We start from the raw sequence: 19,262 nt of genomic DNA, 5'->3' as shown, positions 1-19,262 counted from the left end.
AGCCTCTCGATGACGTTGATAGCCTCGAGCATGTGGGACGACACATCCTCGTGGTGGAAGACGATGACGGCATCGCGGTGCCGCTGCTGCGCACCCTCGACCGCGAGGGGTACGACGTCGAGCGCGTCGCCGACGGCGCGTCGGCGCTCGCCCGTGCGGGAGCAGACATCGATCTGGTCGTGCTCGACCTGGGCCTGCCCGACATGGACGGGCTCGACGTGTGCCGCCGACTGCGCGAGCAGGACTTCGCGGGCGGGATCGTCATCCTCACCGCGCGCGACGGCGAACTCGACCGCGTCGTCGGCCTCGACGTCGGTGCCGACGACTACATCGCCAAGCCCTTCGCTCTGGCCGAGCTGCTGGCGCGGCTTCGCGCCCTGCTGCGACGCAGCCCTGCCGCTGCGGCGCCGCCCTCCGCGGAGCGCGCGGCCGCGGCATCCGCCTCTCCCGCCGCACTCGTCATCGATGTCGCCGCCCGTCGGGCGCTCGCCGGCGACCGCGAGCTGCCGTTGAGCACCAAGGAGTTCGATCTGCTGGCCCAGCTCGACATGCAGCGCGGCACCGTGGTGACGCGCGAGCGGCTGATGGACGAGGTGTGGGACGCGAACTGGTTCGGCTCCACCAAGACCCTCGACGTCACCGTCGCCCGCCTGCGCCAGAAGCTGGACGCGTCGGGCGCCGACGTGCGCATCACCACCCTGCGCGGCGTGGGCTTCCGCCTCGACGAGGGCGCGCTCGATGCATAGACGACTCATCGTCGCCTTCCTCACTCTCGCCGTCGCCATCATCGCGCTGTACGGCGTGCCGCGGGTGCTGATGGTCGCCGACCTCGTGCACGCCTCCGAGCAGCAGTACGCGAAGCGCATGGCGAGCATGGTGGGCACCGTGATCGACGCCGGAGGCGACGCCGCCGCCGTCGACGAGAAGCTGCTGGCCAGAATGATCATCTACGGGGAGAGGGTGGCGTACACCGCTCCCGACGGCACCACCGTGACCACCGGCGCCGACGCCGAACCCGACGACATCACCGGCACATCCGTTGTTCGCGGCGGCGGCACGGTCACCTTCACGCGGTCAGGCGAGATCGTGAACGAACGCGTCTCGAAGGCCGTGACACCGGTCATCATGATCGGCGTGGGCCTGCTGATCGTCGCGACCGTCGCCGCGATCCAGCTCGCCCGTTCGCTGTCGCGACCGTTCCTGCGGCTGCTCGACACCGTGCGCGAGATCGGCAGAGGAAACCTGCGGCCGCCGAAGCAGAGCCTCGGCGTGCCGGAGGCGCGCGCGATCGACGCCGCTCTGCGCGAGAGCGCGCAGGCCCTCGAAGACCGGCTGCGCCGCGAGCACGAGTTCGCCTCGAACGCCTCGCATCAGCTGCGCACCCCGATCACCGCGCTGCGCCTCGAGCTCGAGGATCTGTCGCTGTGGCCCGAGACTCCGCCCGTCGTGCGCGATCAGCTCGACCACGCGGTGCGTGAGATCGACCGACTGTCGGATGCCATCGCGCAGCTTCTCGCGCTCGCCCGGGGCGACACGCCCGGAGCGACCACCTTCGAGCCGCTCGCTGAGTCGCTGCACGAGTCGGCCGCGCGCTGGCAGGCACAGGCGGATGCCGCCGGGCGCGCCATCCGCGTGGCGCGGATGCCCGACGGCCTCGGCGAGGCCCCGGCTGCGGCGTCGCAGATCATCGACGTGCTGCTGCACAACGCGCTCCGGCACGGCCGCGGCGACATCACGATCGACGCCGAGCGGCGAGCCGAGTACGTCACCGTGCAGGTCGGGGATGAGGGCAGACGCCCGCGCGGCAACTCGATCTTCCAGCGGCGAGCGCATCGGCGCAGCGACAGTGCCGGCGAGGGGATCGGCCTGGCCCTCTCGGTCGAACTCGCGGAGAGCCTGGGCGGGCATCTGCTGCTCGACGGATCCTCCACGACGACGTTCTCGCTGATGCTGCCCGCCCGCGGGTAGCGAGCGGATGGCCCGCGGGTTCTCCGGTGATCCGGCGCTCGGATGTCCGGCCATCCCGAGACGCCCGCTATGATGGCAGACGCGCCGCCAGGCGTGCGGGGCTGTAGTTCAATGGTAGAACTTCTGCTTCCCAAGCAGACAGCGCGGGTTCGATTCCCGTCAGCCCCTCCATCTGTAGAGTCTTCCTGAATGAGCCATCGGCCAAGGGGAGAGATGAGCACTGCGGGCACGATCGCAGCGATCGACCTGGGCAAGACCCGATGCCGTCTTCTGATCAGCGGCGATTCTCACCAGGTCACTCGCACCGGTGACGGAACCCCGGGCCTCGCCGCTCCGGGCGGAGTCGAGTCGGCCGCTGCCGCGATCCTCGCACTGCTCGAACCCGGGCCGATGCCGCGCGCCCTCGGTGTCGGTGCGGCCGGCGCGTGGACGGCCCCGACCGCCGCACTCGCGCTCGCCGAGACACTGGCCGCGGCGACAGGCGCGAACGTCGCTGTGGCGTCCGACGTGGTCACGGCGCACATCGGCGCCCTCGGCGGCGCTCCCGGCGTGCTGCTGCTCGCGGGCACCGGAGCCGTCGCGCTCGGCGTCGACGCCGACGGCGTCCGCCTCGTCGACGGGTGGGGGCCCGACATCGGCGACTTCGGCAGCGGTTCGTGGCTCGGGCGGGAAGCCGTCCGCGCGGTGCAGCGCGCCGCTGTCGGACTGGGGCCTGCGACCACCCTGCAGCAGGCCGTCGCCGCCCACATCTCCCCCGCCCCCGATGCGCTGTCGTGGACGCTCACCCAGCAGCCGCTCGCTCGAGCGCTCGGCACCGTGGCGCCGCTGGTGCTCGACTGCGCCGAGCACGGTGACTCCGTCGCCCTCGAGATCGCGACCGAAGCCGTCCGGCTGCTCACGGCATCCGCCCTCGCCGCCTCCGCCTCGGCGCGCGAGGTGGCGCTGCACGGCGGGCTCACCGAGCACCTCTGGTTCGGCGCGAGACTCGAAGACTCCCTCTCGAACGGCGGGCGACGCGTCGCCCCGACCGTCGGGGATGCCCTGACCGGCGCTCAGCTCATGATGACCCGCCGCGACCTCCCCCACGAAAGGTTCGTGCACCGTGCCGAATGACGACAGCTCCCTCTCCGCCCTGCTCGGAGTGCTCTCGAGCCTCGACACCGAGGCCTCGACGCCCGAACGCGGCGACCTCGACATGCTCGGCACCGAAGAGCTGGTGCGCAGCATGAACGCCGAGGATCGGCGGGTGCCCGAGGCGGTCGCCGCGAAGACTACCGAGATCGCCGCAGCCGTCGACGACATCGTCGATCGCTTCCGGCGAGGCGGACGACTCATCTACATCGGCGCGGGAACCGCGGGGCGCGTCGGCGTGCTCGACGCCAGCGAATGCCCGCCCACCTTCGGCACCGACCCGTCGATGGTCGTCGGACTCATCGCGGGAGGGGAGACGGCCATCCGCTCGGCCGTGGAGAACGCCGAAGACGACGATCAGGCCGCAGAGGCGTCGCTGCGCCAGCTCGGGCTCACGGCCGACGACACCGTCGTGGGCATATCGGCATCCGGTCGCACACCGTATGTCGTCGGGGGCCTCACCTTCGCACGAGCCGCCGGGGCGCTCACCGTGGCGGTCGCCTCGAACGCCGGCTCGGCGGTCGGCGCCGCGGCCGAGATCGCGATCGAGGTCGTCACCGGACCGGAGTTCATCTCGGGATCCACTCGCCTGAAGGCGGGCACGGCGCAGAAGCTCGTCGTCAACATGCTCAGCACCCTCTCGATGATCAAGCTGGGCAAGACCTACCGAGGTGTCATGGTCGACCTCGTCGCGACGAACGAGAAGCTGCGTGCCCGATCGATCAGCACGGTCTCGCGCCTCGCCGGGGTCGACATCGACGAGGCCGTGGCCGCGCTCGCCGCGGCCGACGGCTCGGTGAAGCTGGCGCTGCTCATGCTGATGACGGGCGCTGCGGCGGACGCTGCGGCGGACGCGCTGCGGCGCACCGACGGCATCCTGCGCGACGCCATCACCGCGCTCAGCTGAGCAATCAGCCGAGCGACCGGCCGCGCGCTATTCGCCGACGCGCAGCACGCTCAGCCGCATCTCGAGTTCCTCGAGGCGATCCGCATCGTTCCGCTCCAGTGCGAGGCGACGCAGGTGCTGAAGCTTGACGATCTCGTCGGCTCGGGTCGCGGTGCCGTCGTGCAGCCGCTCGATCAGCGCCTCGTCGAGGCCGCTCAGGTCATCTGCGTTCTGCTCGCTCATGAGCGCACTCTACCGACCGCCTCGGCCGAATCCGAGGGCAGAGCTGCACTCTTGCGGCAGCGTTAAATTCAGGCGATCTTCAACATCGGATCGGTCGAAGGTTCGCCTGTTTCTCCACTTAGAGTCGCCTCATGGCCGAGACGACCTCCTCCGACACGACGACGCGCACGGTGCGCGCCGCCTATTTCGTGTCGGACAGCACGGGCATCACCGCCGAGACCCTCGGCAACGCCCTGCTGGCGAACTTTCCCGGTCTGGTGTTCGTGAAGCACACGGTGCCGTTCGTCGACGCCGTGGACACAGCCACGACGGTCGCCGGTCAGATCGCGCAGGACGCGGCGAACGGACTCGAGCCCCTGGTGTTCACCACGGCGAAGAATCCCGCCGTCCGCACCGTGCTCACCTCCGCACCCGCGACGCACATCGATCTGCTGAGCGGCCATCTCAGCGAACTCGCCGAGGCTCTCGGCACCCCACCTTCCGAGCAGCTCGGTCAGTTCCACACCCTGGGAGACGCGACCGAGTACTTCGCCCGCATGCGGGCCGTCGAGTACGCGATCGAGCACGATGACGGTCAGAGCAGTCGCGCCCTCGACCTCGCCGACGTGATCATCGTCGCCCCGAGCCGCTGCGGCAAGACGCCGACCACCATGTACCTCGCCCTGCAGTACGGCCTGCTGGTCGCCAACTACCCACTCACCGACGACGACTTCCCCACCGACGAGCTGCCACCGCTGATCAGGCCGTACGCGGCTCGCTGCTTCGGCCTCACCACGACGCCGCTGCGCCTCAGCCAGGTTCGGCACGAGCGCCGCCCCGATTCGCGCTACTCGAGCCTCGCGCAGTGCACCACCGAGCTGCGTCGTGCCGAGAGGCTGTACGCCCGCAACGCCATCCCGTTCCTCAACTCCTCGACGAAGAGCGTCGAGGAGATGTCCGCCGTGATCCTGCACTCCCTCGGCCTTCGCCGCTGACCACCCTCAGACGAAAGAGCTCCTCGTGACCAACATCCTCTGGTTCGATCAGATCGGAATGACCGACCTCCCCCAGGTGGGCGGCAAGAACGCCTCGCTCGGGGAGATGATCTCGAATCTCGCCGATCTGGGCGTGCGCGTGCCGGGCGGCTTCGCGACGACCGCGGATGCCTATCGGCGCTTCCTCGCGCACGACGGGCTGCGCGAGCGCATCCGCGGCGCGATTGCGGGCCTCGACACCGACGACGTCACGCGGCTCGCCCTGGTCGGCACCGAGATCCGCACCTGGATCATCGAACACCCTCTGCCGGCCGACCTCGAGCGCGACATCCGCGACGCGTACGACCGGCTCGTGGCGACGGATGCCGATCCCGACGGCGTCACGTGGGCGGTCCGCTCGTCCGCCACGGCCGAGGATCTTCCGGATGCCTCGTTCGCCGGCCAGCAGGAGACGTTCCTCAACGTGGGCGGCGTCGAGAACGTCCTCACCGCGATCCGCGCCGTGTACGCCTCGCTGTACAACGACCGGGCGATCGCCTACCGCGTGCACCACGGCTTCGATCACGACGACGTCGCCCTGTCGGCGGGCGTTCAGCGGATGGTGCGCTCGGACGTCGGCTCGTCGGGTGTGATGTTCACCGTCGACACGGAGTCGGGCTTCGATCAGGCGGTGTTCGTCACCAGCTCGTACGGACTCGGCGAGGCCGTCGTGCAGGGCGCGGTGAATCCCGACGAGTTCTACGTGTCGAAACCGGCGCTGCGCGCCGGTCGTCCGGCGATCCTCAAGCGCTCGGTGGGCGAGAAGGCGATCGCCATGCGCTACACCGACAGCACGGAGGTCGGCGCCAGCACCGCCTTCGTCGACGTTCCGGCCGAGGACCGCCCCCTGCTGTCGATCAGCGACGCCGAGCTCACCGAACTCGCGCAGCACGCGCTCGTGATCGAGGCGCACTACGGCCGACCGATGGACATCGAGTGGGGCAAGGACGGTGTCGACGGTCAGCTGTACATCCTGCAGGCGCGCCCCGAGACGGTCGTGTCGCGCGCATCGGCGAACGTCATGCGGCGCTTCCGTCTGCAGGAGACGGGCCCCGTCGCCGTCGAGGGTCGTGCGATCGGGCAGCGGATCGGCGCGGGTCCCGTGCGCGTGCTGCGCGATGCCACGCAGATGAGCGAGTTCCAGACCGGGGACGTGCTCGTGGCCGACATGACCGATCCCGACTGGGAGCCGATCATGAAGCGCGCATCCGCGATCGTCACCAACCGCGGCGGCCGCACCTGCCACGCCGCGATCATCGCCCGCGAGCTCGGCATCCCCGCCGTCGTCGGCACGGGCGACGCGACGCGCGTGCTGGCCGACGGCCAGCCGGTCACCGTGTCCTGTGCCGACGGAGACACGGGCGTCGTGTACAAGGGCATCCTGGCCTTCGCCGAAGAGGAGACGGCGCTCGACAGCATGCCGGAACCGCCGGTGAAGATCATGATGAACGTCGGAACGCCCGATCAGGCGTTCTCGTTCTCCCGCCTTCCGCACCGCGGGGTCGGTCTGGCCCGGCTGGAGTTCATCATCAACCGGCAGATCGGCATCCATCCCCGCGCCCTGCTCGAGCACGACACCCTGCCCGACGACCTCCGCCGACAGGTGGATGCCAGGATCGCCGCCTACCCGTCGCCGCGCGAGTACTTCGTGCAGCGGGTGGCCGAGGGCGTCTCGATGCTCGCCGCCGCGTTCGCCCCGGAGCCGGTGATCGTGCGGCTGAGCGATTTCAAGTCGAACGAGTACGCCAACCTCCTGGGCGGGGATCGTTACGAGCCGCACGAGGAGAACCCGATGATCGGATACCGCGGGGCCTCGCGCTACATCTCCCCGGAGTTCCGCGAGTGCTTCGAGATGGAGTGCGAGGCGCTGAAGTTCGTGCGCGACGAGATGGGCTTCACCAACGTGCAAGTGATGGTTCCGTTCGTCCGCACCGTGGCCGAGGGGCAGGCCGTCGTCGAGCTGCTGGGCGAGAACGGCCTGCGCCGGGGCGAGAACGGCCTGAAGGTCATCATGATGTGCGAGGTCCCGACGAACGCGCTGCTCGCCGACGACTACCTCCAGCACTTCGACGGCTTCTCGATCGGCTCGAACGACATGACGCAGCTCACGCTCGGTCTCGACCGCGACAGCGCACTGGTGGCGGACACCTTCGACGAGCGCGACCCGGCCGTGCTCAAGCTGCTCTCGATGGCGATCGAGGCATGCCGTCGTCAGGGCAAGTACGTCGGCATCTGCGGCCAGGGCCCGAGCGATCACCCCGAGCTCGCGGAGTGGCTCGTCGAACAGGGCATCGAATCGGTGTCCCTGAACCCCGACACCGTCATCGAGACGTGGCTGCGACTGGCGCGAATGGCGCCGATGCAGGTGTGAGTCCGGCGCTCGGCAGGTGACATGGAGCGAAACAACGATGCGCGATATGTCTTGCCGGGCGGGCCGCGGCCCCTCACCCCGCACAGTCGGCTACGGTTCAGAGTGAGCGTATGTGCGCTCATCGAACGAATGCAGGTGCCCCATGCCATATCGCGACCGGACCACAGTGGAGCGCTGGGTCAACGAGTACATCGAGTCGCACAGCGCGGACTCGCTGGGCGTCGCGGTGCTCGACAAAAACTTCGAGGCCGGACCGAACTCCGGAATAGTGGTCGTCACGCTGCGTTCCGCCAGCACGATCACGTTCCTGCACCCCGAGATCCGTCAGGGGCTGCCCAACTGGGTGGTCACGTTCGAGGAGCGAAATGAGACGCTCGACCTCGACGACGCGGCCCTTCGTCAGCTCGCGGAAGACCTCATGTCTCTCGCGGAGCTCCGTTCATTCCTGCAGCAGAAGACCGACGCGGTCGTCCTCACGCACTGACCGCACGTCTACGCGCGTTCACGCACGGACCGCGCGGCTGAGGCCGGCGCTCAGGCGGGGAACACCGTGAGCAGTGCGCCGAACGCGGCGGTGACGCCGGCCACGAGGCCGGCGGACGCGGCGATGGGATGCACGATCCGACCGACGTGGCGATCGCGCATGCGGGCGCGCTCCGGCTTCCATGACAGCACGGCCGTCTTGGCTTCGGAAAGATCCGCGTAACGGCCGATCGGCGCGCTCGTCGCGTCGAAGGCGACGAAGTGACCGTCGGGGGTCGTGTCGACCGAGCCGACGTACTCGCCGGCCTTCGAGGCGACGTGGAAGCCGGTGTCGACCTTGCTCCACGTCACCGCACGCGGCACGATGCCGGCCGTGGGAGCGACCGGGTCGGTCGCCGAGACGGCGCCGGGGACGTAAAGGCGGCCTGCGGGGTGCTCTGCGATGGTCATGCCACACGCGCCAGTGCCGGGGTGCGGACATCGAGCTCGGTGATCTCGCGCTCGGCGACCTGGTCGCAGAGATCGATGACGACGCCCGCCGACGAGTTCGCCTGATCGGCGAGCTGCTGCAGGTAGCTCCGGTCGAGCTGCTTGGCGGCCTCGGCGTCCATCTTGAACTGCAGCGGGATCGAGCAGTGCAGCCAGATGCTGGAGCGCTCGACGCCTCCGTCGACCAGACGGTCCCACGAGAGCGAGAAGCTCTCGTTCCGGCGCAGCTTGGTCGACACGAGAACCTTCAGGTGAGCGAGGATGCGGTCCGGCATCTCGATTGCTTCGCCGGTCGCTCCGTAGTGCAGCGTGCCCATTTCAACTCCTCAGGTCGGTGTATCCGATGTGAGAAAACTTACTCAGATCAAAAGTAGTTTGTCAAACTACATATCTGCCACGCTTCACGTCTTGCTATAGTGGGAGCAGGAGGTGGCCATGAGCGTTCAGCTTGACGCCGCGGAGGTGATCATCGATGCCCTTCGGCAGTACCAGGAAGCCGATAGCGCGATGCATGCGCGTGCCCGGCAGGTGTCCTCGATGTCCGACAACGAGATCCGCATCATCCAGTACCTCCTCGGTGCCGCCATGAACGGCGACACCGTGACCCCGACCGCGCTGTCTAAGCACCTCGGCGTCACCTCGGCATCCATGACCGCTCTGCTCGATCGCCTCGAGCGCGCCGGCGCCATCGAGCGCGTGCGGCACCCCTCCGACCGTCGCAGCCTGGTGATCACGGCCACGCCGCTCGCGGAGCAGACCGTGGGCGCGCCCGTCGTCGCCTTTCAGCAGGCGACGCAGGAGATCGCCGCAGACCTCACGGAAGCGGAGCAGGCTGCCGTCGTCGGATTCCTCCGTCGGCTCACTGCCGCCGCAGACCAGGCCAGCCGTTCGACCGGCGCCTGACGCCGACCACCGCCTGACGCCGACCGGGCAGCGCGTCAGCTGCTGAGCGCCGCCGCGATCCGCCGCACGGCCTCGCCGATGAGCGGTCTTGGAGTGGCGAACACGAACCGCGTGCACCCGATCGCGGCCTGACCGCACAGCGCGCCGTCGGTCATCGACACCGCGGCGTTCTCGCGGAACCAGGCGCCGAGATCGGCATCCGCACCGAGCTCGGACCACAGCCGCGTGCCGCGGAAATCGAGCAGGGCGATGTAGGTCCCTTCCGGCACGGTGACCCGCACCCCGGGAAGGTGCTCCGCCACCAGCTCAGCGAGCAGTCGCCGGTTGCCGTCGAGGTACTCGATCACCTCCGCCAGCCACTCGGCGCCCCCGGTGTAGGCCGCGAGCTGCGCGATCACGCCGATCGTCGCGGTGCCGTGACCGGCCCACCCGCCGTCGGCATCCCACGCGTCCCTGGTCTCGGCGTTCGACAGGATCAGCTGCGCGCACTTGAAGCCGGCGAGGTTCCATGCCTTCGACGCCGACGTCGCCGTCAGCGTGTGCGCGGCCGCACCATCCGACACGGATGCGTACGGGATGTGCCGGGCGGGCTCGTACACGAGCGGAGCGTGGATCTCGTCGGAGAAGACCCGCCCACCGGCAGCCGACACGGTCTCCGCGATCGCCAGCAGCTCTTCCCGAGTCGCGACTGTGCCCAGCGGATTGTGCGGGTTGCAGAGCACGAGCAGCTCGCCGCCGTCGGCGAACGCGGATGCGACGGCCGTGAGGTCCATGACCCAGCGCCCGTCGACCTCGAGGCTGGGCACCTCGATCACTCGACGTCCGTGTCTCAGCGGCACATCGAGGAACGGCATGTAGGCGGGCGTCGGCACGATCACCGCCGCGCCGGGCTGGGTGTAGGTGGTGATCGCGAACTCGTACGCGGCGATCACGTCGGCGACGAGCCGCACGTCCGCACTCGGCACGGTCCAGCCGTATCGATCGGCATACCAATCGGCGACCGCCTGCTGCAGCGCGCGAGCGGTCGGCACGGGCAGGTAGCCGGTGAATCCGGCGCGCAGCGCGTCGCCGACGGCATCCGAGATCGCGGGCGCGACGCCGAAGTCCATCTCGGCGATGAACGTGCCGATCGTGTCGGGGAAACGCGTCCACTTGACGCTGCCCGCCCGCCGCAGGTCGGCCTCGGTGATCGCGTCGTACGGGTGCGGTGCGGCGAGGTCGGCGAGGCTCATGCATCCATTCTGCCGTGCCCGCCCCGGCATCCGGGATGACCGGCGCCGCGCAGCGTCACACGCCGCTACAGCCAGCCCTTGCGCTTGAACGCGAGGTAGAGACCGCCGCCGAGCGCGACCATCGCGGCGATCGAGAGCGGGTACCCGTACGGCCAGTTCAGCTCGGGCATGTCGAGGAAGTTCATGCCATAGATCGATCCGATCAGCGTCGGCGCGAACAGGATCGCCGCCCACGCCGAGATCCGCTTCATCTGGTCGCCCTGACGGATGCTCTCCTGGGTCATCCGCCGCATCTCCTCGTTCTGCCGGCGTGCGACGATCGTCGACTCGACGGTGAGCGCGTTCTCGAGCACAGCGCGGAACGTGGCGGCCCGGTCGGCGACCCGGATGGCGTGATCGTGCACGTCACGCAGTCGACGCTGCAGCTCGGCATCCGCGTCGCGCCTCTCCCCCTCGCGCAGCAGCCCGCCGACGATGTCCGTCAGCGGCTGCGCCGCGCGCTGGAACTCGAGCACCTCGCGCGAGAGCTCGTAGATGCGCTGCGTGGCGTCGACGTCATCGACGAACAGCTGGTTCTCGATCTCGTCGATGTCGTTCTCGAGCCCGGCCAGCACCGGCGCGTACCGGTCGACCACCTCGTCGAGGATCGCGTACAGCACGGCCTCCGGCCCGTGGGCGAGCAGGATGGGATCGCTCTCGAGGCGGCGGCGCACCTGCCCGAGGTCCGGCTCCTCGGCGTGGCGCACCGTGACGACGAAGTCGCGCCCGACGAACACGTGCACCTCGCCGAACTCCACCTCCTCCTCCGCGTCGAGGTAGCGCGCGGGTCGCAGCACGACGAAGAGATGATCTTCGTAGTGCTCGAGCTTGGGGCGCTGATGCCCGCGCAGGGCGTCTTCGACGGCGAGCTCGTGCAGCCGGAATTCGGCGGCGACCGTCTGCAGCTCTTCGGCATCCGGTCGATACAGACCGATCCAGCCCATTCCGCCGCGCTCGCGCATCAGCTCGAAGGTCTCGTCGATGCTGTCGGGATTCGCCGTGCGCGCACCGCCCACGTAGATGCCGTTGTCGACGATCGCCATGCCGTGCCTCCTGACTGCGCCGTTCGCGCTGTCGCGAACGTACCACCGGGAACGGGCCCCGCCGATGCGCGGCGGGGCCCGTTCGATTCGATCCGGGTCAGCGCCGGCGTCGCGCGACGATCACGATGGCGGTGATGACGGCGGCGAGCAGCACCACTCCGAGGCCGATCAGCAGCGGCCACGGCATCGGGTCGGATTGCTCGGTCGGCTGTGCGGCGTCGGATGGCTGGGCCGTCGCGTCTGCCGCAGCCGTCTCGCTCGGGGTGGCGCTGGGCGTCGCCGTGGGCTCGGGCACGGTCAGCGAGAACGCGTACTCCCCCGACGTCGGGTGCCCGTCGCTCGAGACGACCTGCCAGGTCACCGTGTAGGCGCCGTCGGGCATCCCCTCCGACAGCGGAACCGTGACCGTATCGGCCTCGATCGAGGGCGGCCCGGCCACCCAGTCCTGACCGGACTCGTCGACGACGGTCATGGCCGTGCCGCTGTTCTCGTCGATGGAGAGCAGCGTGTTCGAGAAGGTCAGCACGACCTCGGTGGGCGCGGCGGTCAGCTGCGAATCGGCGGCAGGGGTGCTCGAGACGATCGTGTCGTGAGCGGACGCCGGAGCGGCGACGGCGAGCGCGGCGACGGTCGCCACGGCGACGGCGGCGATGGTGGTGCGGATGCGGAACATGGGAGACCTCTTTCTGGGTGCCGCGACGCGGCGAATCATCTGGAAGGGGCGCGGGGCGCCCGACGCGGCCATACGGCGGCGATGGATCAGACGACGTTCAGAGGCGGCCCGCGCCGATGCAGCGCGGCCAGGCGCGGCTCGGCGCGCGGCGATGCCGGCAGCAGTGCCCAGCGCGGCCGGGTCGGAACGGCGGGCACAGCCGGTGCGACGGCGACCGAGCGCGTCAGCCAGCGCACGACGGAGGATGCCAGGGCCGTGAGCGCCTGGATCAGACGCTCACCACGATGCAGCGCGACGACGGTGACGAGCGCGGCGATGCCGTGCGCGAGCCACATGCCCGCATCCTCGGGGACGACCGCCGTGCCGGCGGTGGGCAGCGTGAGCGGCCCGTGCACGTGCGGTGCGATGCCGCCTCGCGGTGCGATCGCGCCGAGCACGAACAGCACGTGGAACAGCGCCTGCGACACCATCACCGAGAACGTCAGCCTGATCGCCGACAGGCGGATGCCCGAGAGCAGCGTGCAGAGCATGAACGACAGCAGCCAGGGAACCGCGACACCGAGCATCCCCGGCATCTGACCGCCGACCCAGACGTGGGAGGCGAGGGCGACGAACGTCGAGATCGAGGCGCCCGCGAAGCCGCGGAGGAGCCGAGATCTACCAGACGAGCGCACCCGTCCATCCTTTCATGGCGTGGGAGGCACGTCGGAGGCGACGCCATGGGGCTGCCCCTGGCGCCCCGCCCAGACCGCGCCGGCGCTGGCGAGCAGGTCGCCTCGGATGCTCGCGCGGCTCACTCCGCGGCAGGCGGTGCGCAGATGGCCGCGTCAGCGATGCTCTGCGCGTACTGCTCAGCCGTGAACGGCAGTCCGAACTCCGGCGCCGTCTGCCCCTCGGCAGCAGGAGCCTTCGACGCGATCGCCGCGAGCTCCCAGGCGAGGTACGCGGCCATCGCGCCACCCGCGGACGAGCCGTTGAGCGTGACCGCCACGGTGAAGCCGGTGGCCGGGTCGGAGTACGCCGCGGTCGCGTAGCCGGGAACCCAGCCGTGCTGTCCGACCATCGAGCCCACGAGGTACCCGCCGCCGGTCGCCTGGTACCAGCTCGGCGCGCCGGGGCTGACGGGGAGCGGGGCGCCAAAGCGAGCGGGCTCGGCGTTCTTCGCGCGCAGCGCCTGACGGGCCTCCGCCTGGGCGTAGCGCCCGAGGTCGGTGATGGTCGAGACGACGCCCGAGTCGGTGAACCCGATGCTCGACGAGCTCTTCGTGATGTCGACGGGGGCCGCGCAGTCGTACCCGCCGCCCTCGGCCGGGGGAAGGAAGGTGCCCTTGAGCGCCGGCGACGGGCTGGGTGCAGCCGACTCGCGCGGCGGCAGCGAGGTGGACGCCAGCTCGAGCGGCCCCGTGACGTACTTCGCGATCAGCTCGGACGCGCTGCGACCGGACACGCGCTCCAGCGCCATGCCCAGCATGAGGTACCCGGCGTCCGACTCGCGGTACTCGGTGTGCGCCGGTGTGCGGGCGGTGCCCAGCCCGAAGCTGGCCAGCTGCAGGGGAGCCCACTCGCGCCCCGGCGTGTTCAGCCAGTACGGCTTGACCACGGCCTCGGAGGAGCCGACGCCGCTCGTGCCGTTGCAGAGGTCGAGCAGCGTGATGTCGGAGAGGTCGGCGACGCCCGAGACGTACTTCGGCACGGGGGTGTCCAGTTCGACCGTGCCGTCGTCGGCCATGCCGTAGAGGACATCGCACGTCATCAGCCGGGTGACGTCGGCGATGCGGAACGACATGTCGGTGGTCACCTCGGCGCCGTCCGGGCCCTGCGTGCCCACGCCGGTGACCCACTCGCCGCTCCAGGGCACCCAGACGCCGACGATGGCGCCCGAGGATCCGCTGGCGACGATCGCCCGCTCGACGGCGGCCTGCAGCTGCCCGGTCACATCGTCGGGCAGCTTCGCGTCGACCTGCTTCGGGGGCGTGTAGCTGAACTCGGAATCCGATCCGGTGCAGCCGGTCAGTGCGAGGGCCAGGGCGAGCACGCCGCCAACGGCTGCGCGCACACGGCGCGACGAACGAAGATGCATGAAACACTCCCGGGGGATGGACTCTCCGAGTCTAGGGCGACGAGGCTGAAAGGCCGCCCGTCACGGCATCCGGATGCCCTTTTCCTTCTTCCCGTCTGCTGCGGCGCTCTCGGCTCGCCGGGCCTGACGCGCTTCCCACGCCTCGCGCATGAATCGACGCACGTCCTCGTCGACGCGGATGTCGCTCGGCCGCAGCGGGCGCGAGAGGTACAGCCCGTCGAGCGAGGTGAGCCGCGACAGCGCGACATACGTCTGCCCCGGCGCGAACGCACCCGATCCGAGGTCGACGACCGCGCGATCGTAGGTCTTGCCCTGCGACTTGTGGATCGTGACCGCCCAGGCCAGGCGCAGCGGGAACTGGGTGAACTCCGCGGCGACTTCGCGGCTCAGGGTCTTCGTGCCCGGGTTGTACGCGTAGCGGAACCTCTCCCACACGGCCGGCTCGACATCGAACTCGTCGCCGTCCACCTCGACGCGCACGGTGTCGCCGAGGATGCGGGTGACCGTCCCGATCGACCCGTTCACCCAGCGCGGGGGCTCGCCCTGCATGGCGATGTCGTTGCGCAGGAACATCACCTGCGCGCCCACCTTCAGCTTCAGTTCGGCGTCGGCGGGGTAGTTCGCCTCGCCCCGCCCGAAGTCGCCCGACACCTCGGCGTGCGCGGTCTGCTCGCGCCCCGGCAGGGCCGCGAGGTGGCGCCGGTTGATGCTGTTCACGATGTCGTTGCGGGTCGCGAGGGTGATGATCGGCACCTCGCCCGGCTCGGGCTCGGGCGGAGTGCGCGCGCCCTTCTCGTTCAGCGCACCCGCGATGTCGGCGGTGACGCGCCCGTACCGCACGGCGTTCAGCATCGCCTTGAAGCCGTCGTCGGACTGGCGGTGGATGTGCACCAGCTCGTGCACGTGCAGCTTCGCGCCGTAGCTGCCGATGTCGAGCATGCCGCCGGCGTCGTCCCTGCCTCCGGTCCACACCTTGGCGTCGAAGAACCAGAACGAGCGGTAGTGATCCTGCACGTACCGCAGCTCGTCGCCGCGCGGCGGCACCGGCGCGAGCTGGTACGGGTCGCCGAACATGACCACCTGCACTCCCCCGAACGGGATGCCGCGCTTGCCGCGCGCCTGACGGAGAGATCGGTCGATGGCATCCATCAGATCGGCGTTCACCATCGAGATCTCGTCGATGACGAGGGTCTCGATCGCGTTGAGGATGCGGCGGGTCGCGTCGGACTGCTCGATCTCGCTCTCGGCGATGAGTCCGACCGGCAGCCGGAAGAGCGAATGGATCGTCTGCCCCTCGACGTTCAGGGCGGCGACACCGGTGGGCGCGCAGATCGCGATCTGCTTCTTCGTGTTCCAGGCGAAGTGCTGCAGGAGGGTCGACTTGCCCGTTCCGGCACGACCGGTGATGAAGACGTGCTCATCGGTGTCCTCGATGAGTCGGAACAGCGCGTGCTGTTCTTCGGAGAGGGCGACGGACACGACCCTATGTTAAGTCCCCGACGGGTGCGTACGGCATCGTCCCAGCGCCGACTGCCTAGACTTGCGCCATGATGCAGGGGCGGGTGTCACCGGGGCGGACGCGCCCGCGCGGGCGCTCCAGCCTGCGGTCCGACCTCACCCTGCTGGCCGTCATCGGCGTGCTGCTGTTCGCCGCGATCGCCGCGGGCGGGATGTCGCTGTACCAGTCGTTCTACAGCCCCTCCGCCTTCGTGCAGCGGTACCTGGATCTGCTCTCCAGCGGGCGCGCCGCCGAGGCGCTGCAGGTTCCGGGCGTCTCGCTCGACCTCGCCGTGCTGCAGGATGCCGGGATCGACGCCTCCGCCTCCGAAGCGCTGCTGCGCCGGGCCGCCCTCGCCCCGCTCACCGACGTGACCGTCACCGAGAAGGGCTCGAAGGACGGCGTGCACGAGATCGTCGTCGACTACGTCGCCGGCGGTGTCGACGGCACCTCGATCTTCACCGTCGCGCAGGACGGCTGGGTGGGAGTCGCCCCGAACTGGCGCTTCACGGTGAGCCCGCTGGCCGAGATCCAGCTCACCGTGCGCGGCGCCGACGTCTTCGCGGTGAACGGCTTCGCGATCGATCGGCGTCAGGTGTCCGTCGACGGCGCGGATGCCGCCCCGCTCGACCCCCTGCACCTGCTGGTGTTCACCCCTGGCAGGTACTCGGTCACCGTCGACACGGCCATCTCGTCCACCCCGGGGGTGAGCGTGCTCGCCGACACCGCGCTCGCTCGCACGCCCGTCGATGTGCAGGCCCAGCCGACCGAGAGGTTCGTCGAGGTCGTGCAGCAGCAGGTCGAGCAGTTCCTCACCGAGTGCGCGACGCAGGAGGTGCTGCAGCCCACCCGCTGCCCGTTCGGTCTGCAGCTGCACAACCGGCTCGCCCCGGACACCGTGCCGAAGTGGTCGATCACCGCACAGCCCGTCGTGACCCTCGAGCCCGACGGCGGCGCCTGGGCGCTGCCTCCCACCGACGCGATGGCGCACATCGAGGTGCGGATCCAGTCGCTGTTCGACGGCACCGTCCGCGACGTCTCGCAGGACGTGCCGTTCCGGGTGAACGGCACCGCGACCGTGCTCCCGGACGGATCGGTGTCGATCCGCGTCGGCTCGCCGGACGGCGATCAGCCGACGCTCGAGGACTGAGCCCTCAGCGCACGCTGTCCCGCTCGGCCATCCGTGCCAGCCGAGCGTTGTACTCCTCCAGCTCGGCGTCCCCGGTGCGATCGGCATGTCGATCACGGCGACGCTGCAGCCTGGCATCCGATCGCGACCACTGGATCGCGACGGTGACCGCCAGGATCAGCGTCGGGATCTCGCCGACCGACCACGCGATGCCACCGCCGATGTACTGATCCTCCATCGGCGTCGGTCCCCAGGTGCGGCCCATCGAGCCGAACCACTCGGCGACGAACAGGCCCGACTGCATCATGATCGCCATGCCGAAGAACGCGTGCGTGGCCATCACGGCGATCAGCGTGATGAGCCGGCCCGCGTACGGCAGACGGTACGGGATCGGATCGACGCCGATCAGCGTCATCGCGAACAGGTAGCCCGAGATGAGGAAGTGGATGATCATCCACTCGTGTCCCAGGTGGTCGTACATCGCCCAGCGCACGAAATCGGTGAAGTAGAACGCCCACAGCGACACGGCGAAGATGCCGGCGGCGACGAACGGATGCGTGATGAACCGCGAGTACGGCGAGTGCACCGCCCACAGGATCCACTCGCGCCCGCCGCGCGTGCCGTCGTCGCGCTTGTGGATGCTGCGCAGCGCCAGCGTGATCGGAGCGCCCGCGACGAGGAGCACGGGGATCGCCATGCTGAGCAGCATGTGTCCTGCCATGTGCACGCTGAACAGGTAGTCCTGGTACGCGTTGATCGGACCGCTCGTGACCCACAGCAGCAGGGCCATGCCGAGCATCCAGAAGATCGTGCGATGCACCGGCCAGGCATCCCCGCGCCGGCGCAGCCGGACGATCCCCACGATGTAGAGGAAGACGCCGAAGCCGGCGGCCGCGATCCACAGCACGTCGAGGTCGAACGACGTGAACCAGCGGTCGAGGGTCAGCTCGGGCGGCAGCGGCTCCCGGGTGAGCCGTTGCGCGGGCGTCTGCACGGCCGGCGCCTGCTCGCCGAGCGGCGGGGGCGTGCGGGCGAGCGCGGCGGCGGCGCCGGAGGCGATGCCCATCAGGGCGAGCTCGCCGAGGATCAGCGACCAGAACGCGCGCTTCTCGCGGGCACCGTCGAGGTGCGGGATGAGTCGGCGTCGGTACCAGGCGCCGAACAGGCCGAGCCCGACGAGGGCGACGGCCTTGGCGATGACGATCAGGCCGTACGGCGAGAGCAGCTCGCTCCACTCCCCCAGCGCGACGACGGTGCGCGCGACGCCCGAGAACGCCACGACCACGAACGCGGCGAGCGCCAGCGACGAGTAGCGTGCGACGAGCACGGGCAGGTCGATGCGGGCATCCGTCTTCGCCGTCTTCCCCGTCTTCGGCTGAGCGCCGACGCGTCCGTCGACGTGACGGAGGATGACGAGCAGCAGCACCCCGCCCACCCACACGGCGGCGCCGATCGTGTGCAGCAGGATCGCGTTCACCGCGACGGTGTGACCGGCGACGTCACCCGAGTGGCCCTGCGTGGCCATCGGCAGGAAGGCCGCCGCGGCGAGCACCGCGGTGAACGCCGTGCCCGTCCAGCTGCGCCAGCCGAACAGCAGCAGCGTGATCACCGCGCCCATCAGCGTGGTGATCAGCCAGGCCTGACCCAGCGGCAGCTCGAGCAGATACCGGCCGAACTGATCGCCGAAGCCGCGGTCGGCGGTGAGCTTCGGGTTGAACGCCGCCATGAACGTGAGGAATGCGGTGATGCCCGAGCCGATGGTGAAGACGGCCGCCCCCGCGGATGCCGTGTCGATCGCCCGCTCGAACGGTCGGGTCCCGACGCGCAGGGCGAACAGCGCCAGCACCAGCGAGCCGAGCATCGCCGCGGCGCCGAGGTTGGCGACGAGCTTCACGGCGGGAAGACCCCACATGACGATGGGGCCGGGGTCGAGCAGCTTCGGAGGCACCGCGCCGCCGCCCACGATGAGGGCGGCGATGAGTCCGGCGGCCCCGCTGATGACGAGGATCGCCAGGCCAGCGAGACGGTACGGGTTCACGCTTCCAGCCTACGGCCGATACGACGGAAGGCCGCCCCCGAGG

General features: G+C 69.9%; 19 protein-coding genes and 1 tRNA gene. 10 read left to right on the top strand and 10 right to left on the bottom strand.

The window, feature by feature from the left end; all coding sequences use genetic code 11:
- Positions 1–32: 32 nt before the first annotated feature.
- The 5 genes from H9633_RS06195 to murQ all read left to right on the top strand — a co-directional run bounded on the left by H9633_RS06195 (position 33) and on the right by murQ (position 4,006).
- Positions 33–746, top strand: a complete 714-nt coding sequence (locus H9633_RS06195; protein ID WP_256221059.1) for a response regulator transcription factor — start codon at positions 33–35, stop codon at positions 744–746.
- On the top strand, positions 739–1,968 hold the full coding sequence (locus H9633_RS06190; RefSeq protein ID WP_191712468.1) for a sensor histidine kinase: 1,230 nt from the start codon (positions 739–741) through the stop codon (positions 1,966–1,968). The genes H9633_RS06195 and H9633_RS06190 overlap by 8 nt, the downstream gene beginning before the upstream one ends.
- A 97-nt stretch (positions 1,969–2,065) precedes the next feature.
- Positions 2,066–2,139 (top strand) — tRNA-Gly (locus tag H9633_RS06185).
- A gap of 42 nt (positions 2,140–2,181) precedes the next feature.
- On the top strand, positions 2,182–3,081 hold the full coding sequence (locus H9633_RS06180) for an N-acetylglucosamine kinase (protein ID WP_191712467.1): 900 nt from the start codon (positions 2,182–2,184) through the stop codon (positions 3,079–3,081).
- Positions 3,071–4,006 carry an N-acetylmuramic acid 6-phosphate etherase gene (gene murQ, locus H9633_RS06175; protein ID WP_191712466.1) on the top strand — a complete coding sequence of 312 codons (936 nt, stop codon included), beginning with the start codon at positions 3,071–3,073 and terminating at the stop codon, positions 4,004–4,006. Before H9633_RS06180 ends, murQ begins: the two co-directional genes overlap by 11 nt.
- Positions 4,007–4,033: 27 nt before the next feature.
- Here the strand turns inward: murQ and H9633_RS06170 are convergent, their stop codons facing one another.
- Positions 4,034–4,228 carry a hypothetical protein gene (locus H9633_RS06170; RefSeq protein ID WP_071642944.1) on the bottom strand — a complete coding sequence of 65 codons (195 nt, stop codon included), beginning with the start codon at positions 4,226–4,228 and terminating at the stop codon, positions 4,034–4,036.
- 131 nt (positions 4,229–4,359) lie between these two features.
- Between H9633_RS06170 and H9633_RS06165 the strand changes: the two genes are divergently transcribed.
- The 3 genes from H9633_RS06165 to H9633_RS06155 all read left to right on the top strand — a co-directional run bounded on the left by H9633_RS06165 (position 4,360) and on the right by H9633_RS06155 (position 8,096).
- Positions 4,360–5,202, top strand: coding sequence for a pyruvate, water dikinase regulatory protein (locus tag H9633_RS06165; protein WP_071642942.1), 843 nt, complete (start codon positions 4,360–4,362; stop codon positions 5,200–5,202).
- A 25-nt stretch (positions 5,203–5,227) separates the two neighbouring features.
- Positions 5,228–7,612: a phosphoenolpyruvate synthase gene (ppsA, locus tag H9633_RS06160; RefSeq protein WP_191712465.1), complete on the top strand. Its 2,385-nt coding sequence runs from the start codon at positions 5,228–5,230 to the stop codon at positions 7,610–7,612.
- A 142-nt stretch (positions 7,613–7,754) separates the two neighbouring features.
- Positions 7,755–8,096 carry a protein-L-isoaspartate carboxylmethyltransferase gene (locus tag H9633_RS06155; RefSeq protein WP_191712464.1) on the top strand — a complete coding sequence of 114 codons (342 nt, stop codon included), beginning with the start codon at positions 7,755–7,757 and terminating at the stop codon, positions 8,094–8,096.
- A gap of 50 nt (positions 8,097–8,146) precedes the next feature.
- On the opposite strand, the gene H9633_RS06150 is transcribed toward H9633_RS06155, so the two are convergent.
- Both H9633_RS06150 and H9633_RS06145 read right to left on the bottom strand, forming a co-directional pair.
- A complete protein-coding gene (locus H9633_RS06150; RefSeq protein WP_191712463.1) occupies positions 8,147–8,545 on the bottom strand; it encodes a peptide ABC transporter permease in 399 nt (132 codons plus the stop codon).
- Positions 8,542–8,901, bottom strand: a complete 360-nt coding sequence (locus tag H9633_RS06145) for a DUF7882 family protein (RefSeq protein WP_191712462.1) — start codon at positions 8,899–8,901, stop codon at positions 8,542–8,544. The genes H9633_RS06150 and H9633_RS06145 overlap by 4 nt, the downstream gene beginning before the upstream one ends.
- A 118-nt stretch (positions 8,902–9,019) precedes the next feature.
- On the opposite strand from H9633_RS06145, the gene H9633_RS06140 reads away from it, so the two are divergent.
- Positions 9,020–9,487 (top strand): MarR family winged helix-turn-helix transcriptional regulator, encoded by a 468-nt coding sequence (locus tag H9633_RS06140; RefSeq protein ID WP_191712461.1) that lies wholly within the window; start codon positions 9,020–9,022, stop codon positions 9,485–9,487.
- A 35-nt stretch (positions 9,488–9,522) separates the two neighbouring features.
- On the opposite strand, the gene H9633_RS06135 is transcribed toward H9633_RS06140, so the two are convergent.
- The 6 genes from H9633_RS06135 to H9633_RS13250 form a co-directional block, all read right to left on the bottom strand.
- Positions 9,523–10,719 (bottom strand): MalY/PatB family protein, encoded by a 1,197-nt coding sequence (locus H9633_RS06135; RefSeq protein WP_191712460.1) that lies wholly within the window; start codon positions 10,717–10,719, stop codon positions 9,523–9,525.
- A 65-nt stretch (positions 10,720–10,784) separates the two neighbouring features.
- Positions 10,785–11,801 carry a magnesium/cobalt transporter CorA gene (gene corA / locus H9633_RS06130; protein WP_191712459.1) on the bottom strand — a complete coding sequence of 339 codons (1,017 nt, stop codon included), beginning with the start codon at positions 11,799–11,801 and terminating at the stop codon, positions 10,785–10,787.
- 97 nt (positions 11,802–11,898) lie between these two features.
- Positions 11,899–12,474 (bottom strand): copper resistance CopC family protein, encoded by a 576-nt coding sequence (locus tag H9633_RS06125; protein WP_191712458.1) that lies wholly within the window; start codon positions 12,472–12,474, stop codon positions 11,899–11,901.
- A gap of 86 nt (positions 12,475–12,560) precedes the next feature.
- Positions 12,561–13,148, bottom strand: a complete 588-nt coding sequence (locus H9633_RS06120) for a hypothetical protein (RefSeq protein WP_191712457.1) — start codon at positions 13,146–13,148, stop codon at positions 12,561–12,563.
- Between the two features lie 119 nt (positions 13,149–13,267).
- A complete protein-coding gene (locus tag H9633_RS06115) occupies positions 13,268–14,554 on the bottom strand; it encodes a serine hydrolase domain-containing protein (RefSeq protein ID WP_071645074.1) in 1,287 nt (428 codons plus the stop codon).
- A gap of 60 nt (positions 14,555–14,614) precedes the next feature.
- A complete protein-coding gene (locus H9633_RS13250) occupies positions 14,615–16,033 on the bottom strand; it encodes an ATP-dependent DNA helicase (RefSeq protein ID WP_083428855.1) in 1,419 nt (472 codons plus the stop codon).
- Between the two features lie 68 nt (positions 16,034–16,101).
- Between H9633_RS13250 and H9633_RS06105 the strand changes: the two genes are divergently transcribed.
- The gene (locus H9633_RS06105; protein WP_071645075.1) at positions 16,102–17,202 is read left to right on the top strand and encodes a hypothetical protein; all 1,101 of its coding nucleotides are present in this window, start codon (positions 16,102–16,104) and stop codon (positions 17,200–17,202) included.
- Between the two features lie 4 nt (positions 17,203–17,206).
- Here H9633_RS06105 and H9633_RS06100 read toward each other — a convergent pair whose 3' ends face one another.
- Entirely contained in the window at positions 17,207–19,219 is a 2,013-nt protein-coding gene (locus tag H9633_RS06100) for a cytochrome c oxidase assembly protein (RefSeq protein WP_318247208.1), read from the bottom strand.
- Between the last annotated feature and the right edge of the window lie 43 nt (positions 19,220–19,262).

This window comes from Microbacterium commune (assembly GCF_014836945.1).
Lineage (GTDB): Bacteria > Actinomycetota > Actinomycetes > Actinomycetales > Microbacteriaceae > Microbacterium > Microbacterium commune.
This window is presented reverse-complemented; position numbering and strand designations above follow the sequence as displayed.

Bases quoted from the DNA above. Each gene is read 5' to 3' on its own strand.
- H9633_RS06190 (WP_191712468.1), top strand. From the start codon at position 739: ATGCATAGACGACTCATCGTCGCCTTCCTCACTCTCGCCGTCGCCATC.
- H9633_RS06180 (WP_191712467.1), top strand. From the start codon at position 2,182: ATGAGCACTGCGGGCACGATCGCAGCGATCGACCTGGGCAAGACCCGA.
- H9633_RS06170 (WP_071642944.1), bottom strand. From the start codon at position 4,228: ATGAGCGAGCAGAACGCAGATGACCTGAGCGGCCTCGACGAGGCGCTG.
- H9633_RS06165 (WP_071642942.1), top strand. From the start codon at position 4,360: ATGGCCGAGACGACCTCCTCCGACACGACGACGCGCACGGTGCGCGCC.
- H9633_RS06155 (WP_191712464.1), top strand. From the start codon at position 7,755: ATGCCATATCGCGACCGGACCACAGTGGAGCGCTGGGTCAACGAGTAC.
- H9633_RS06150 (WP_191712463.1), bottom strand. From the start codon at position 8,545: ATGACCATCGCAGAGCACCCCGCAGGCCGCCTTTACGTCCCCGGCGCC.
- H9633_RS06145 (WP_191712462.1), bottom strand. From the start codon at position 8,901: ATGGGCACGCTGCACTACGGAGCGACCGGCGAAGCAATCGAGATGCCG.
- H9633_RS06140 (WP_191712461.1), top strand. From the start codon at position 9,020: ATGAGCGTTCAGCTTGACGCCGCGGAGGTGATCATCGATGCCCTTCGG.
- H9633_RS06135 (WP_191712460.1), bottom strand. From the start codon at position 10,719: ATGAGCCTCGCCGACCTCGCCGCACCGCACCCGTACGACGCGATCACC.
- corA (WP_191712459.1), bottom strand. From the start codon at position 11,801: ATGGCGATCGTCGACAACGGCATCTACGTGGGCGGTGCGCGCACGGCG.
- H9633_RS06125 (WP_191712458.1), bottom strand. From the start codon at position 12,474: ATGTTCCGCATCCGCACCACCATCGCCGCCGTCGCCGTGGCGACCGTC.
- H9633_RS06115 (WP_071645074.1), bottom strand. From the start codon at position 14,554: ATGCATCTTCGTTCGTCGCGCCGTGTGCGCGCAGCCGTTGGCGGCGTG.
- H9633_RS06105 (WP_071645075.1), top strand. From the start codon at position 16,102: ATGATGCAGGGGCGGGTGTCACCGGGGCGGACGCGCCCGCGCGGGCGC.